Genomic DNA, 16251 nt, shown 5'->3' on the forward strand with positions numbered 1-16251 from the left:
AGTATTGTAAAACACCATTTATTTATGATTTCATCAACAATAAAATTTAAACTATCCTTCATGATGTTCCTTGAATTTTTTATTTGGGGGGGATGGTTTGTCACATTAGGCACTTTTTTGAGCAAAAATCTGCACGCAACGGATTTCGAAATGGCTAATGTATTTTCGACGCAGTCATTGGGTGCGATCATCGCTCCCTTTATCGTAGGAATGATTGCCGATCGTTATTTTAATGCCGAGCGTATTTTGGGTGTTTTGCACTTGGTCGGTGCCGTATTAATGTATCAGATGTACGGTGCGGCCGATATGTCTACTTTTTATCCCTATGTATTGGCCTATATGGTTTTATATATGCCTACATTAGCTTTAGCAAGCTCGGTTTCATTTCGCCAATTAACAAATCCAGAAAAGCAGTTTTCGGCTATACGTATCTGGGGAACAATTGGTTGGATTGTGGCAGGTCTAGCAATTAGCTATATCTTCAAATGGGATGCGGCAGCTTCTGATGGCGCGCTGAAGAATACATTCTTGATGTCGGGTGTAGCTTCTTTGGTATTAGGGGTATTTTCCTTTGCTTTACCAAAAACACCTCCAGTTAAACTGGATGAAGGTGAGAAACCATCATTTGCATCAATCATTGGCTTAGATGCCATCAAATTGTTGAAAGACAAAAACTTTTTGATCTTTTTTGTATCCTCCGTTCTAATCTGTATTCCTTTAGCATTCTATTATTCAAACGCGAATCTATTCCTTACAGAAATTGGTTTGGAAAACCCAACTGGTAAGATGACGATCGGTCAGGCTTCAGAGGTCTTGTTCTTATTGGCTCTTCCGGTTTTCTTTACAAAATTCGGATTCAAGAAAACGATCCTAGTAGGAATGTTGGCATGGGTGATCCGTTATCTATTGTTTGCTTATGGCAATGCCGGTGAACTTTCGTTCATGTTGCTTATCGGTATCGCATTACACGGAATCTGTTATGACTTTTTCTTTGTTTCAGGACAGATTTATACAGATAGCAAAGCTGGTATTAAATACAAATCTGCAGCACAAGGATTGATTACACTGGCAACATACGGTGTTGGTCAGTTGATCGGCTTCTGGGTAGCAAGTTATGTAGGTGATAAATACAAAGATTTGAAAGCAACAGATTTAGCTGCATTTTGGAATCATACTTGGGTCGTTCCCGCAATTATTGCCGCAGTGGTGTTTTTTATCTTTTTAGCGCTCTTTAAAGATGAGAAGGTAGATAATGCCAACGCTGCACACTAAACAGAAAAAATAACTATTTAAAAACAAATAATTAGAAGAGAGATGGCAACAAATACTTATGACGCGATTGTAATCGGTTCTGGGATAAGTGGTGGATGGGCTGCGAAAGAATTGACAGAAAAAGGACTGAAAACAATTATGCTAGAGCGTGGTCGTAACATCGAACACATTAAGGATTATACTGCGCCAAACAAAATGCCATGGGAATGGCCTCATGCTGGTGGTCGTACCCAGCAGATGATTGAGGATTATCCAGTATTGCGCAGAGATTATCCATTGAACGAAAAGAACCTTGACTTTTGGGTGAATGAGAAGGACAGTCCTTATACAGAAGTGAAGCGTTTTGATTGGTACCGTGGGTATCATGTAGGTGGTAGATCATTAATGTGGGGTAGACAATCTTATCGCCTTGGTGACCTTGATTTCGAAGCTAACTTGAAAGATGGGCATGGGGTAGATTGGCCAATCCGTTATAAAGATATTGCACCTTGGTATAGCTACGCGGAAAAATTTGCTGGTATCTCTGGAAATAGAGACGGGGTTGCTTCGCTTCCTGACGGGGATTATATGCCACCGATGCCAATGAATATTGTCGAGAAGGATTTGGCTGAACGATTGAAAAAACAATATGGTGGCAAGCGTCATTTCATTATGGGACGGACTGCGAATATCACCGTGCCACATGAGGGCCGTGTCAACTGTCAATACCAAAATCAATGTTGGTTGGGTTGTAACTTTGGTGCTTATTTCAGTACGCAATCAGCAACTTTACCAGCAGCAAAGAAAACGAACAACCTAACACTACGTCCGTTTTCTATTGTTACAAAGATTATCTACGATAAAAATACGAAAAAGGCGAAGGGTGTTGAAATTGTTGATGCTGAAACAAACAAAACCTATGAGTTCTTTGCGAAGGTCATTTTTGTGTGCGCATCAGCACTAAATTCGACTTGGGTATTGATGAACTCTGCTACCGACGTATGGGAGGGTGGTCTTGGAAGCAGCAGCGGTGAGCTTGGTCACAACCTAATGGATCACCACTTCCGTTGTGGTGCCGGTGGTAAGGTCGAGGGCTACCTGGACAGTTATGTATTTGGTCGTCGTCCAACAGGTTTATATGTGCCACGTTTTGTAAACGTTGATGGCGATACAAAGAAACGTGATTATGTCCGTGGATTTGGCTATCAAGGTGCTGCAGGCAGAGGCCGTTGGTCTGGTGCTGTCGCAGAGATGGAAGTTGGTGGCGCATGGAAAGATGCGATCTGTGAACCAGGTGACTGGAACGTGGGCTTCACGGCTTTCGGAGAAACCTTACCGTACCATGAAAATAAAATTACGCTTGATAAAAGCAAAAAGGATAAATGGGGCTTACCTGTATTATCATTTGATGCCGAAATCAAAGATAATGAATTGAAGATGCGTGCTGACATGCAAAATGAAATGAAGGAAATGCTGGAAAGTATTGGCGTAAAAGATACCTATACATATGACAATGTATATGGACTTGGCCAAGGTATCCACGAGATGGGAACAGCGCGTATGGGTCTCGATCCTAAAACATCGGTATTGAACGGTAATAACCAGGTTTGGGATGCATTGAATGTATTTGTTACAGACGGTGCATGTATGACTTCTGCTGGTTGTGTCAACCCTTCACTTACTTATATGGCACTTACTGCACGTGCGGTCGATTATGCGGTTAGTGAATTGAAAAAAGGTAATATCTAATAGCTAAAGATTGATAACAATGGAAAATAACTCAAATAAGTCGAGCAGAAGAGATTTCTTAAAGACTGCGGCAACCGCTGCGGCAGCTTTTATGATCGTTCCTCGTCATGTATTAGGAGGAAATGGTTTCATCGCTCCTAGTGATAAGTTACAAATAGCTGGTATTGGTGTAGGGGGTAAAGGGTTCAGCGACATTAACTCGTTTCATGATTCAGGTAAAGCGGATCTTGCTTTCCTATGTGACGTGGATGATCGTCGTGCTGCAGGTGCGTTGAAACGTTACCCAAAAGCAAAATATTATAAAGATTATCGTGAGATGTTGGACAAAGAGCATAAACGCATAGAAGCTGTTTCTGTTTCTACTCCAGATCATCAACATGCAATTCAAGCGTTGGCTGCCATGCAACTTGGCAAGCACGTCTATGTTCAGAAACCATTGACTCATGATGTTTGGGAAGCAAGAGCACTGACACATGCAGCGAAGAAATATAAAGTTGTCACCCAGATGGGAAACCAAGGGGCTTCCAATGATGGACCACGTTTTGTTCGTGAATGGTATGAAGCTGGTTTAATCGGTGATGTACATACGGTATATTGTTGGACTGACCGTCCGGTATGGCCTTCTGGTATTGCATGGCCTACAGGTAAAGCTGAAATTCCGAAAGAATTGGATTGGGATCTTTGGTTGGGAACTGCTCCTCACAAGGAGTATGTAGATAAATTGGTGCCGTTCAACTGGCGTGGCTGGTGGGATTATGGTACTGGTGCATTGGGTGACATGGGTTGTCACTTGCTGGAAGTTCCTTTTAGTACTTTAGGTCTGACTTACGTACAAGATGTACAGGCAACTGTAGGTTCTGTTTATGTGGATGAGTTCAAACGTGGTTATTTCCCTGAGAGCTGCCCTCCATCGAGTCACGCGACATTGACATTCCCTAAAACACCACGTACAAATGGTCCTGTAACGTTACATTGGATGGATGGTGGTATTCAACCTGCACGTCCGGATGAATTGGGTCCAAATGAAATCTTCGGTGATGGTGGTAATGGTATTTTGCTAGTCGGTACCAAAGGTAAGATCCTTGCGGATACCTACGGTCAAAATGCACGTTTGTTACCAACATCAAGAAAAGATCAAGTGGCGCAGAAATATGCACGTGTACCGGGACAAGAATCTGGTCACTATGCACAATGGGTGGAAGCTTGTCAAGCTGGTTATGGTAAAAAAGAAGTGAGTTCACCATTTGAAATTGCTGGTCCATTGACTGAAGCTTTGTTGATGGCGAACCTTGCGATCAGAGGTGCTGATTTACGTTTAGATGGAAAATATCCAGGACGTAATCTAAAATTGTTATGGGATAATGACAATATGCGTGTGACAAACTTTGATCATGTGAATCAATATGTCAAACGTAATTACAGACAAGGTTGGGAAATGAAATATAATTTCTAAAATTAAGATATTTAGTAGTATGAATAGAAGAGAAGCATTACAACGAGTTGCCTTGATTTTAGGAGGTACCGTTATCGGCGCCAATTTATTTTTGGAAGGCTGTACGCGTTCGGCTACAAAGGATGTGGAAGGCTTATTTGAAGCAAAAACGACAGATTTGTTGGGCGATTTAGCTGAGGCTATTTTACCTGCAACCGCTACTCCTGGAGCTAAAGAAGCTGGTGTAGGAAGCTTTATTCCTGTGATGGTCCGTGACTGTTACACTGAAAAACAACAGAAAGCATTTGTAACTGGTCTTGCAAGCTTGGATAGTAAAGCAAAAGAAGTCAAAGGAAAACCTTTCCTTGAGCTTTCGGCTGCAGATCGTACAGCGGTAGCAGCAGCTTTGGATAAAGAAGCAAATGAGTTCAATAAGAAACAAGCTGAAGATCAAAAGGACATCCTGGAGAAAAACAAAGAAAAACAAAATCAATTGTATAATTATGTAGAAAATGATCCACCACACTGGTTCACGATGTTTAAGCAATTGACATTGACAGGTTTCTTTAACTCCGAATTGGGTTGTACAAAAGCACTACGTTTTGTCAAAATTCCTGGAAAATATGACGGGAACTTTCCTTATAAAAAAGGAGACAAAGCATTTGCATAGTAACTATGCGCTGCGGAAAATAACAAAGGAGGCTCAAGCCTCCTTTGTTATTTTATCGTTATTTAGTTTCTACTTCGAGGGCAAAATGAATACGTTGTTGTTTCGTCACAGTCATAAAATAGCCTTTATCCGTCGAATCACCGTTAATGTCCACAGTGTCATTGTAACGCAGTTCTCTGAGGTAGTTCATCTCCAACGACTTGATCTGATTGGTCAGAACGAGTTCGATCGGGAGTCTATCCATACACCAGTCCAGGTATTTGACATTATTGGCATGATTAACAATATCAAGATCAGATAACTTGACGATATATTGATCTATATTTTTGACAAGCTGAGAAATATCCAGTTTTGAGAATGGTCGTTGTGTCGCAGGGCGATCGGGGTAAGTTGTAAAACCTGCTGCTGAAATGGCCAGATCTTCGGAACTTCTTTTTACGGTATTGATTACCGCCCAATAGCTTGTGGCCGTAACATACACCTGTCCATTCACCAAAATTTCAAAATTACGTGTAGAGCGCGCACCTTCCAGTTCCTGTATCCATGTTCTTACCTGAACAATGTCCATCCATTTGGGCAGTCTGTTGATTTCAATACGCATTCGGCTGAGCACCCAAGTTTGGTTGTGTTTGGCCATTTCTTTAAAACCGAAACCAACATTGGTTGCATGTTCACCCGCAGTAAGTTGAAGAATATTTGACAAGTCGGAGAAACGGATACGACCATTGGAGTAACATTGTGTGAAATAAATTTCCCAGTTTTTCTCAAAGACTGATTTTTCCATCTGTTGTTTAGTTTTTTGCAAAATTAGGCAATATGACTGATTTGTGCCTTAAATTCAAAATGAAATGACATAATTTTAAGATATTCAGATAATATGAACTGTTGGGCTGTTTTTGGGCATAAATAGACAAAAAAAACGGAAAGCTGCCAATCGTTTTTTTATTGTAAAATAAATGATAGTTTTCAATTATTTAATTGATTATTATCATCAGATTAGGTAGATTTAAATAAGCCAATGGCATAAAATAATAAAATAAGATTGGTTTTATCACGTTATATCTAGTATAGCGCGAAATATTAAATTTACACATTAAATGCTAATATTATGGTTGGAGAACTAATAGCTAAAGAGGAAATTCCTCAATTTAAATTTATCCCTGCGAGTGAAGATAAGTCAGCGAGTTTTATGGATAAATTGAAAGGGGCCCTTCGGTTGGGAAATGAATTTAAATCCAAAACTGAAATAGCCTTTCAAACAGATTCTGGACCAAAGCGTATCGAAACCACCGTGTGGTCATTAACCGATAGATATATTCAGATCAAAAGTGGCGTATTGATCCCACTTCGGTCTATTATTGCAATTGACTATTAATTAATAAGAACGACTTCCGATAAAAAAAGCTCCTGAAATTCTCAGGAGCTTTTTTCTTGCCTAATTTCCAATGCGAACGGATTGGTTTTGCAGGCCGGTGGCGGCCTAATAATTCAGGCGAATTAATAGGTTTCGCCTGTTAATTCTTTCAAACGTATTTCCGAAACCTTTGCATCGTATTGCGCGGTATAGCTCCGCGTCATGGCATTGATGTAATTTAATTGCGCTGTTCTAACCTCGAGTGTCGTGATTGTTCCGATGCGAAATTTATCCATGGTGATATTTAGATTTTCTTTGGCGAGCTCCTCATTCTTTTTTTCTACATCCGCTAATTCGATGTTGGTGATATAGGTTTGAAATAGGGTCCTAACTTGTGCCTGTATACTTTGTTTTTGTTGTTGAATCTGTATTTCGGTGCTTTGTACCTGAAATTTGGCAATCCGTTCATTCCTGTTTTGAATAAATCCATTAAAGATATTCAGGGAAGCGGTGACGCCATAGTTGAGACCTTTATTTTTATTTTCGGTGGAGAAACCCAGTGAGGAGTGGGATTCATTCCAATTATAGCCTGTAGTCAGGCCTATTTTGGGATAACGTTCCGCCTTTACAGATTTTAGGTTCAGTTCGGCAACCCGTCTATTGATAAGAGCGAGCTGTACCTGCGGATTTTGTTGGTCAGCAATCTGGATCAGATCGCCCAGCTTAAGGTCGGTATCCAGTTTCATTTCGTCTTCAACCTGAAAATCTATGCCCAGATCACGGGTCATGAGCTGGTTTAGGTAGGTCTTCGTATTTTGAAAACTTTCCCGTTGACGCAATAAATTCGTCTGATCGGTATTTAGATCTACTTTTGCATTCAGTAAATCTAATTTAGATCCTTTTCCGATCTCCAAACGGTTCTCGGCTAGGGTAACGCGATATTGAGACAGGGTAATGGTCGTGTCTAAAGCATTCAATAAACGTTTTTGTTGCACTAGACTGTAATAGGTAGCGATAACTTCACTCAATTGGCTGATTACCTCAAATTTGATTTCGGCTTCACCCTGGCGCTGTATTTCTTTGAATCTATCCCGACGGGCAAACATACCGAACCCGTCGAAGACAGTCCAGTTGAGATTTACACCATAGGACATATTGTCGTTTTTCGCATTGGAAATCTGTTGTACCTGACCATCAGCCCGTACCTGTCGGGAGTTTTGAATCGAGTTGCTCCGACTGAAATTACCCGTAACCGCTGGAAGCATGCCGGCACTACCGAGGCTTGTGTTTTCAATGTCTATTTTGTTGTCATTTTTCGCCAAAAGGATATTAAAGTTGTTGCTCAAAGTTGTTGTTAATGCTTCTTCTAGCGTCAACATTTGTTGTGCACGAGCTTGAATTAGGATGAAACTAAGCAGCAGTGTTATGATTACATTTCTCTTCATGTCTGATCTATTCGTAGCTTTTAATGTTATCAAATTCAGGTCTGTGTTTCTTTGGTCTTGACCACATGTAATAAATTGCCGGGATAATAAACAAGGTCAATATCAGTGAGAATATGGTGCCACCGACGATGACAACCCCCATGCCGATACGGCTCGTAGAAGCTGCACCCAGGGACATCGCAATGGGTAATGCACCCAGCGCAATGGCTAGACTGGTCATTAAGATCGGCCGCAGGCGTGATTCGGCCGAATGCATGATTGCTTCAAATTTTTCCATTCCTTCTTCACGCATCTGGTTGGCAAATTCAACAATCAAAATCCCGTTTTTCGTCACCAGACCTATCAGCATGATGGTTCCGATCTGGCTGAATATATTCCAGGTCTGATCAAATAACCATAGACTGATCAGTGCACCAGCTACGGCCATTGGAACGGTAAGGATGATGATAAAAGGATCCAGGAAGCTTTCAAACTGAGCGGCTAATATCAAATAGATCAACAGTAGGGCCAATCCAAAAGCAAATAGGGTATTGGAACTACTTTCGACAAAATCGCGGGATTCGCCACTGAGGTCAGTGGTAAAACTTTGATCCAATACTTTCTCCTTGATACGGTCCATCGCCGCAATACCGTCACTCATACTCATGCCCGGAGCCAGACCTGCAGAAACTGTCGCTGACATATACCGATTATTGTGGTATAGTTGGGGTGGACTACTTTCCTCTTTGACATTGACAACGTTATCGAGTTGTATGAGCTGTCCGATATTATTGCGTACATAAATTGAGGTCAGATCTGTTGGCGTTGCCCGTCTATTGTTATCAACCTGTCCAATCACCTGATATTGCTTGCCATCGCGCATAAAATAAGCAAAACGCTGACCACTTAACAACAATTGAAGGGATTGCGATACATCGAGTACAGATACACCCATACTCAAGGCTTTTAAGCGATCGATCTCGACATGAAGTTCGGGTTTGTTAAACTTCAGGTTGATATCCGTTGTTGAGAATGTTGGATCATTATTCACCTCATTCATAAATTCCGGTATTTTTTCCTGAAGCTTTTCAAAATTTTGTGCCTGAATAATATATTGCACAGGTAAGCCGCCTCGACGGTTCATCGAAATGGTTGGTGTTTGCGATACATTGACACGAACACCATCGTATTTTTTTGTCCATTTGGTCAGCTCTTTCGCCACATCATCTTGTGACCTTGTACGTTCTTCAGGATCGACCAGGGTCATCCGAATACGTCCAGAGTTGACCGAACTGGCTCCAAAACCTGGAGAGGTGATATTCAAACTGATCTTATTTTCGGGAATCGAATCGTAAACCAGTTTATCTAATTCCTGCATATAGCGATCCATGTATTCATAGGTTGCGCCCTCGGGGCCAGTAACATTGACCATGATGGCACTCCGGTCGTCATAAGGAGCTGTTTCTTTTTTGATCGAGGAGAAAATCACCGCAATGATGACAAAACAGATCAATAAGATCGGAAAGCTTATCCATTTGAATCTCATGAATTTATCCAGGGAATTGGCGTAACCTTTGTTCATTTTTACAAACATCGGCTCAGTCCATTCATAAAAGCGGGTCTTTTTGTGGCCGCCGCCCTTAATCAGATAAGCATTTAGCATAGGAGTTAACGTCAGTGAAACAAAGGCTGATACCAGTACGGCCGACGCGATGACCACACCGAATTCCCGAAACAGTCGCCCGACGAATCCCTCCAGAAATATGACAGGTAAGAAAACAGAAGCTAGTGTGATGGAAATGGAAATAACAGCAAAGAAAATCTCCTTTGAACCCTTTAACGCAGCTTCGATAGGGGACATGCCTTCCTCAACTTTCTTAAAAATGTTTTCGGTAACGACAATCCCATCATCGACTACGAGTCCAGTTGCCAATACAATCGCAAGCAGGGTAAGTACATTGATTGAAAACCCAAAAATGTACATGATAAAAAAAGTTGCGATCAATGAAACCGGGATATCCAATAGCGGTCGCAAGGCTATTCCCCAATCGCGAAAGAAGAAATAGATGATCAGCGTAACCAGGATGATGGAAATCAGTAAGGTCTCAGCAACCTCTACAACGGATTTTTTGATGAATTTGGTGTTATCAGATGCGATATTGATACTGATATCTTGTGGAATATCTTCTTTCATCTGATCGAGCATCTTGTAAAAATTGTCGGCGATATCAAGGTAATTTGTACCGGGCTGTGGAATAATGGCAACGCCGACCAGTTGTTTGCCATTACTGACCATTTTGGTCTCCAAGTTTTCGGCGTCAATTTCTGCACGGCCAATGTCTATAAACTTAACCAAGCGCGTGCTATCTGCTTTTAGGACAATATTGTTAAACTGCTCGGGTGTGGAAAGGTTACCTACGGTTTTTACGGTTAATTCAGTGGTATTACCAACAATTTTACCGGAAGGTAATTCGACATTTTGGTTATTCAATGCGGTACGGATATCCGAGGCGGTAATACCATAGGCCGCCATCCGGTCAGGATTGAGCCAGAGCCGCATGGCATATCGTTTTTGGCCATAGATTTGCGTGCTACTGACGCCAGGGATGGTCTGTAATCTTTCGGAGATAACATTTTCGGCATAGTCACTCAAGGAAAGTTTATCTCTCGTTTCGCTTTGCAGGGTGAGCGTAATGATGGGGTCGGAATCTGCATCTGCTTTTGAGACTACGGGCGGAGCATCGATATCCTGCGGCAAACTTCTCACTGCCTGGGATACCTTATCGCGGACGTCATTGGCAGCCTCTTCCAGATTTTTCTTTAAATCAAATTCGATGGTGATATTGCTGGATCCCTGATTGCTGGAGGATGATATGTTGCGGATTCCATCGATGGAGTTGATTGCTTTCTCTAAAGGTTCGGTGATCTGGGATTCGATAATATCGGGATTGGCGCCAGCATAATTGGTGCGCACCGATACGATCGCCGGATCAATAGAAGGGTATTCACGTACACCCAAAAAGCTAAAGCCAATGTAGCCAAATAGAATAATCGTAATATTGACGACAATGGTTAGCACAGGGCGCTTAATAAAAACGGCAGATAAATTCATGTACAGTTAGTTAGCTAATGATACTTTAACTTTCACTCCATCTTTTAATGCGAGAACACCTGTTGTCAATACAGTATCTCCAGCACTTATACCCGATAGGATAACAATCTCCTTATCGGTACGGGCACCAGTTTCAACTTTGGTTTCTTTAGCCAGCCCATTCTGTAATATAAAGACTTTTTTGCCATCTTGAACTGGAACTATCGCTTCTGTTGGGATAGCAATGGCGTCATTTTCTACTTCTATCGGAAGGATGACATTGACAAAAGAGCCTACCCGAAGTCGACCTTGTTCGTTTGCTGCCCGTGCACGGACAGTCAGGGTACGCGTATTCAGGGATACCTCGGGTTCTATGGCATAGATATTCGCTTTGATGACTGTAGGGTCATTGGCAACACTAAATTCGATGGGGGTGTTTAGTTTGATTACGTTGCTGTATTTCTCTGGAATAGCGAAGGTAATCTTAACTGAATTGTCCTTGACTAAATTTGCAATCAGTGTATTGGATGAGACGATAGCACCAACAGAAATATTCCTTAAGCCGATCATTCCACTAAATGGTGCACGTACGGTTGTTTTGGAAATCTGCGCCTGAATCAGCTGGATCTGCGCCTGTGAAGTTTTAAGTGCAGCACTGGCGATATCAAATTCTTCCTGGCTGATCGCGCCTTTTTGAAGCAACAGTTTTGCGCGCCGCTCATTCTCAGCATTTAGCTGATTTGTTGTTTGCGCCTGTTTAAGCTGTGCCTGTAACTCGATATCATCAATCTTGATCAAGGGCTGTCCCTGTTGGATCCGCTGCCCCTCAGAAAAGTAGATTTTTGTAATTCGACCACTAACTTCGCTTCTGATCTCCACCTTTTCTTCGGCATCAATACTTCCAGATAAATTGATGGAACGATCCGCTACAGATGACTTTGCAATAATCGCCTGTGCAGGGATAGGAGCATCCTTTTTGACAGCAGATTTATCGCTTTCTTTCTTATCTTTTTTTGGATTTAAGAGGAAATATCCCCCTCCAATGACAGCACAGGCTAAAATGATGTAGAGGGTCGTTTTTTTATTCATGCGGTATAGTCCTTATGTGGTTTTTTGATTTGACGGATAAAGATAGGTTTATTCTAATGATGATACCGGTTGTCAAAAGGATTTTACAATACAGACTGCAAGATAACAATGAATTTGCCCGCATATCCGTTAACGGGACTACATAGAACAAAAAAAGCTAGAAACATGTTCTAGCTTTATGCTTACTATTTTTTCGCTTTAGTTGCTTTCTTTTCAACTTCTTTTGGCGCGGCATCACCTACTTTTGGCTTGATGGAAGCTTTCGATAAATGTGGTCTTCTTTTTCCAAAAGAACCATTTGATATTTTTCCTCTTCTGGTTTTGATATCACCTTTTCCCATAGTATAAAATATTTTGGTTTTAACAATGTACTTTTGATTAACCTAAATATACCATTTTTCTTTTGTATCTGCAATCAGCTAACTGTTAAATGATTGGGAAAATTCTTTTCTGTGTTTCAATTTTAAAGTTTTGGGAGAGGGTATCAAAAAACAGCTTGTTGGCCGGTTTGTTTTCAGCCAGCAAATAGGGGATTTCCAAAAGCTGATCTTTTAGTTTTATCCGATAATAGCCATAGAGCAAGCCTCTTGTTGTTTGAACAGATTCGATTTTTTGCACTGCCTGTACATCCTGGAAAATGTTAAAAGCATAGTTTTCCGCTTTAAGCTGTTCAACAAAAACTTCATTTGTTTTGGCGTTAAACCAAATTTGTTGGCTTTTGATCTTGCTGAAGTGATTGTTGAAAAGAAAAAGGTACCCAATTAAAAAGAAGGCAATTGGGAGGAGAAGCAACACGATTTTAATTTTGACAAAGAGTAATACCGTGATGAGAATCAGCACCAGGCCCATAATGACATTGGAGATTGTTTTCTTTAAGGTGGATTGAATAAGCGCAGCTGGTGCTTCTATCAATTGAAAACCCGATTTTAAGTTTTTGGAATTCGTATCTGATGCTTCGAAAAAATTAAACTTTTTTCGAAGCATCAGGTAGGCGACAAGGAGAATTAGTCCTATGATCAACAATCTCATGGCGCTTTACTTAGTATTGTTCTTCAGAGTTAGGATATTGCACTGCCTTGACTTCAGCAACATAATTGCTTACTGCCGTAGTGATCTGCTCATGTAGATTGGCGAAATGCCGCATAAACTTAGGTTTAAAGTCAGCATTCATGCCCAGCATGTCATTGATCACAAGCACTTGTCCATCACAATCGGCGCCAGCACCGATTCCAATGGTTGGAATGGCCAATTTTTCGGTTACTGTCTTTGCCAGAGCAGCTGGGATTTTCTCCAATACGATGGCAAAACAACCTGCTTCTTGCAAAGCTAGGGCATCTTCAATAAGTTTAGCGGCTTCTTGTTCCTCTTTGGCACGTACACCAAAATTTCCAAACTTATTAATGGATTGTGGCGTTAGGCCCAGATGTCCACAAACAGGGATTCCACCAGAAATAATTTTTCTGATATTTTCGATGATCTCCAGGCCACCTTCTAATTTCAATGCATGGGCACCGGATTCTTTCATCATGCGAACAGCAGCATTATAAGCCTCGTTGGCTGATCCTTGATAGCTACCAAAAGGTAAGTCTGCTAAGACCATGGCGCGTTCGGTACCCCGGGTCACTGCTGCTGCGTGATAGATCATATTGTCGAGGGTAATCGGCAGGGTAGTTTCATAACCAGCGAATACATTGGCTGCAGAATCTCCGATCAGAATGACATCCACGCCAGCGCTATCCACCATTTTGGCCATGGAGTAATCATAGCTCGTCAGCATAGAAATCTTCTCTTTACGATCTTTCATTGCTTGTAGCATCGCTGTGCTTACTCGTTTTATTTCTTTGTTTACAGACATCTTAACTTATATTATATGCCCAAAAGTAAGGTTTTTATCATACATTGGCCAATATTCTGCCTTGTGTTTTGTATTTTTGTAAAATGATACAGAATGAAACCCGTCTATTTAAATTTCCTAAATTTTCAGAATTAATAATCCATGAGGATGAAAATTTGATTGTTATAAATAAACCACCTTTTGTTGCTTCTTTGGACGAGAGGGAAGGCGGAGAGATTAACATTCTCCGTTTGGCAAAGAAATATCATGCTGATGCTCAAGTCTGCCATCGTTTGGATAAGGAGACTTCAGGTATTTTGTTGATTGCGAAAAATCCGGAAACTTACCGCTCGATTTCCATCGCATTCGAAAAGAGGAGAGTCAACAAAATCTACCATGCAATCATTGGTGGTACACACACCTTTCAGGATCTCGTGGTTGATTTGCCTATTTTGAATCAGGGTAACAAAAGTGTTTCTATTGACCGTGCCAATGGTAAACCTGCTGAAACTATCTTTAATTCGCTTAAATATTATAAGAATTACACCTTAGTCGAGTGTAAACCGATCACTGGACGTATGCACCAGATCCGTATCCACTTGGCAACGCAGCACGCTGCCATTGTAGGAGATAGTATGTACCGTGGTAAACCTGTTTATTTGTCGCAAATAAAGAAAAGAGGCTATACCTTATCCAAAGATGAAGAGGAGCAACCGATCATGAAACGTTTTGCCCTACATGCCAAACATGTGGAGTTTGAATTGAACGGTGAGAAGATGGTGTTCGAGGCACCTTATCCAAAAGACTTCGCGACTTTGCTCAAGTTGTTGGATAAATTTGACGCTTAACCTGCCGTAATTATTCTTTATGAATCCAAAAACAAAAAAGATAATCGGGAATGTTGTATTTGTGATACTTATTGGTTTATTAATATGGCCAACGAGTAGGAGCTATTTTCAACAGATGCTGATGAAAATTGGTTTATTTAAACCGACATTGGAAGTGCCAAAAAAGGCTGCTGAGCCGATTGATGCTGGAGGGAAATCTGCCAGCAATACCGTTTCTTTTGTTAACCATCTGGGCGAAACCGTTCAGGTAGCAGACTTAAAGGGCAAGGTCGTTTTTATCAATTTTTGGGCAACCTGGTGTGGGCCATGCCGAGCTGAGATGCCTTCTATTAATGTGCTTTACGATAAATTTAAGGACAATCCGAATATTGTATTTCTGATTGTGGAGATAGAGGGTGACAAGGAAAAAGCTGCTGCTTTTGTCAAGAATGAGAAGTTAACCTTGCCGATCAGTTATCCAAACAGCGATATTCCCAAAGAATGGCTTTCAGAGTCTATTCCAAGTACCGTGATTTTGGACAAGGGAGGTAACCTTGCTACACGGCACGAGGGTATGGCCGATTATTCTACACCCGATGTGGCAACCTTTATTCAAGATTTAATCAATAAATAATTACGATCTATACATTAGCATGACCAGAGCAGAACTTATTCATCAAATTAAAGAGAAACGTTCGTTTTTATGTGTCGGACTGGACACAGACCTTACTAAGATTCCTGAGCATCTTTTGGATGATGAGGATCCGATCTATAGTTTCAATAAAGCTATTATTGATGCTACAGCTGATTTATGTGTCGCTTATAAGCCTAATATTGCCTTTTATGAATGTTACGGATTAAAGGGATGGCAGTCGCTTCAAAAAACTTGGGCAGCATTACCTAAAGATTGTTTTAGTATTGCTGACGCCAAACGTGGTGATATCGGAAATACCTCAGGTCGTTATGCCATGGCTTTTTTTGATGAGTCAAACTCCGGTCTAGGATTCGATAGTATAACCATTGCTCCTTACATGGGAAAAGATTCCGTTACACCTTTTTTGGAGTTCAAAGATAAATGGGCCATTGTATTAGCATTGACCTCTAATGAGGGAAGTTTAGATTTTCAGAATTTTGAAAATAAGAAAGGTCTTCAGTTATTTGAACAAGTCATTGATAAAGTAAATACCTGGGGCAATATCGACAATTTAATGTATGTGGTTGGTGCAACCAGAGGCGAGGGCTTTATTAAAATTCGTGAGCATGCTCCAGAACATTTCCTATTGGTGCCGGGCGTCGGTGCACAGGGTGGTTCATTAGAAGATGTTTGCAAATATGGGATGAATAAAGACTGTGGACTCTTGGTCAATAGCACTAGAGGAATTATATATGCTTCAAAAGGACGTGATTTTGCGGAACGCGCACGTGAAGAGGCCCTAAAACTACAAAAAGAAATGGAAATTGAACTGTTAAAAGCCGGTATTATTTCCTGATTTGACATTTAATAATTCATTCGTAATACTTACCTTTGCA

The 16251-nt window shown here is 41.0% G+C and carries 15 protein-coding genes; 8 read left to right on the forward strand and 7 right to left on the reverse strand.

The features are described from left to right. Positions 1-27: 27 nt before the first annotated feature. The 4 genes from ABFX33_RS12440 to ABFX33_RS12455 are packed head-to-tail and all read left to right on the forward strand — an operon-like array spanning position 28 to position 5102. Positions 28-1272 carry an MFS transporter gene (locus ABFX33_RS12440; protein ID WP_346087896.1) on the forward strand — a complete coding sequence of 415 codons (1245 nt, stop codon included), beginning with the start codon at positions 28-30 and terminating at the stop codon, positions 1270-1272. 42 nt (positions 1273-1314) lie between these two features. After that, a complete protein-coding gene (locus tag ABFX33_RS12445) occupies positions 1315-3000 on the forward strand; it encodes a GMC oxidoreductase (protein WP_346086301.1) in 1686 nt (561 codons plus the stop codon). A 19-nt stretch (positions 3001-3019) separates the two neighbouring features. Beyond that, a complete protein-coding gene (locus ABFX33_RS12450) occupies positions 3020-4453 on the forward strand; it encodes a Gfo/Idh/MocA family protein (protein ID WP_120258079.1) in 1434 nt (477 codons plus the stop codon). 19 nt (positions 4454-4472) lie between these two features. Continuing rightward, on the forward strand, positions 4473-5102 hold the full coding sequence (locus tag ABFX33_RS12455; protein WP_346086302.1) for a gluconate 2-dehydrogenase subunit 3 family protein: 630 nt from the start codon (positions 4473-4475) through the stop codon (positions 5100-5102). Positions 5103-5160: 58 nt separating this feature from the next. On the opposite strand, the gene ABFX33_RS12460 is transcribed toward ABFX33_RS12455, so the two are convergent. Beyond that, positions 5161-5886: an acyl-[acyl-carrier-protein] thioesterase gene (locus ABFX33_RS12460; protein ID WP_259178626.1), complete on the reverse strand. Its 726-nt coding sequence runs from the start codon at positions 5884-5886 to the stop codon at positions 5161-5163. Between the two features lie 324 nt (positions 5887-6210). Here ABFX33_RS12460 and ABFX33_RS12465 point away from each other — a divergent pair, with 324 nt between their 5' ends. Further along, positions 6211-6477, forward strand: coding sequence for a hypothetical protein (locus ABFX33_RS12465; protein WP_175991998.1), 267 nt, complete (start codon positions 6211-6213; stop codon positions 6475-6477). Positions 6478-6599: 122 nt separating this feature from the next. Here the strand turns inward: ABFX33_RS12465 and ABFX33_RS12470 are convergent, their stop codons facing one another. From ABFX33_RS12470 to panB, 6 genes are all read right to left on the reverse strand, one after another. Beyond that, complete coding sequence (locus ABFX33_RS12470) at positions 6600-7901, reverse strand: TolC family protein (RefSeq protein WP_346086303.1); 1302 nt, start codon at positions 7899-7901, stop codon at positions 6600-6602. A gap of 7 nt (positions 7902-7908) precedes the next feature. Then, a complete protein-coding gene (locus ABFX33_RS12475) occupies positions 7909-10992 on the reverse strand; it encodes an efflux RND transporter permease subunit (RefSeq protein WP_120258075.1) in 3084 nt (1027 codons plus the stop codon). 6 nt (positions 10993-10998) lie between these two features. Continuing rightward, the gene (locus tag ABFX33_RS12480) at positions 10999-12060 is read right to left on the reverse strand and encodes an efflux RND transporter periplasmic adaptor subunit (protein WP_120258074.1); all 1062 of its coding nucleotides are present in this window, start codon (positions 12058-12060) and stop codon (positions 10999-11001) included. Positions 12061-12245: 185 nt separating this feature from the next. Beyond that, the gene (locus ABFX33_RS12485) at positions 12246-12401 is read right to left on the reverse strand and encodes a 30S ribosomal protein THX (RefSeq protein WP_257089904.1); all 156 of its coding nucleotides are present in this window, start codon (positions 12399-12401) and stop codon (positions 12246-12248) included. 85 nt (positions 12402-12486) lie between these two features. Further along, entirely contained in the window at positions 12487-13089 is a 603-nt protein-coding gene (locus ABFX33_RS12490) for a hypothetical protein (RefSeq protein WP_346086304.1), read from the reverse strand. 10 nt (positions 13090-13099) lie between these two features. Continuing rightward, a complete protein-coding gene (panB, locus tag ABFX33_RS12495; protein WP_259178638.1) occupies positions 13100-13915 on the reverse strand; it encodes a 3-methyl-2-oxobutanoate hydroxymethyltransferase in 816 nt (271 codons plus the stop codon). An 83-nt stretch (positions 13916-13998) separates the two neighbouring features. On the opposite strand from panB, the gene ABFX33_RS12500 reads away from it, so the two are divergent. The 3 genes from ABFX33_RS12500 to pyrF are packed head-to-tail and all read left to right on the forward strand — an operon-like array spanning position 13999 to position 16211. Further along, positions 13999-14742, forward strand: a complete 744-nt coding sequence (locus ABFX33_RS12500; RefSeq protein WP_120258070.1) for an RluA family pseudouridine synthase — start codon at positions 13999-14001, stop codon at positions 14740-14742. Positions 14743-14761: 19 nt separating this feature from the next. After that, complete coding sequence (locus ABFX33_RS12505; protein ID WP_346086305.1) at positions 14762-15355, forward strand: TlpA family protein disulfide reductase; 594 nt, start codon at positions 14762-14764, stop codon at positions 15353-15355. A 19-nt stretch (positions 15356-15374) separates the two neighbouring features. Beyond that, positions 15375-16211 (forward strand): orotidine-5'-phosphate decarboxylase, encoded by an 837-nt coding sequence (pyrF, locus tag ABFX33_RS12510; RefSeq protein ID WP_346086306.1) that lies wholly within the window; start codon positions 15375-15377, stop codon positions 16209-16211. The last annotated feature ends 40 nt before the right edge of the window (positions 16212-16251 follow it).

Origin of the sequence: Sphingobacterium ginsenosidimutans, assembly GCF_039536865.1 — a bacterium.
Classification (GTDB): Bacteria; Bacteroidota; Bacteroidia; order Sphingobacteriales; family Sphingobacteriaceae; genus Sphingobacterium; species Sphingobacterium detergens.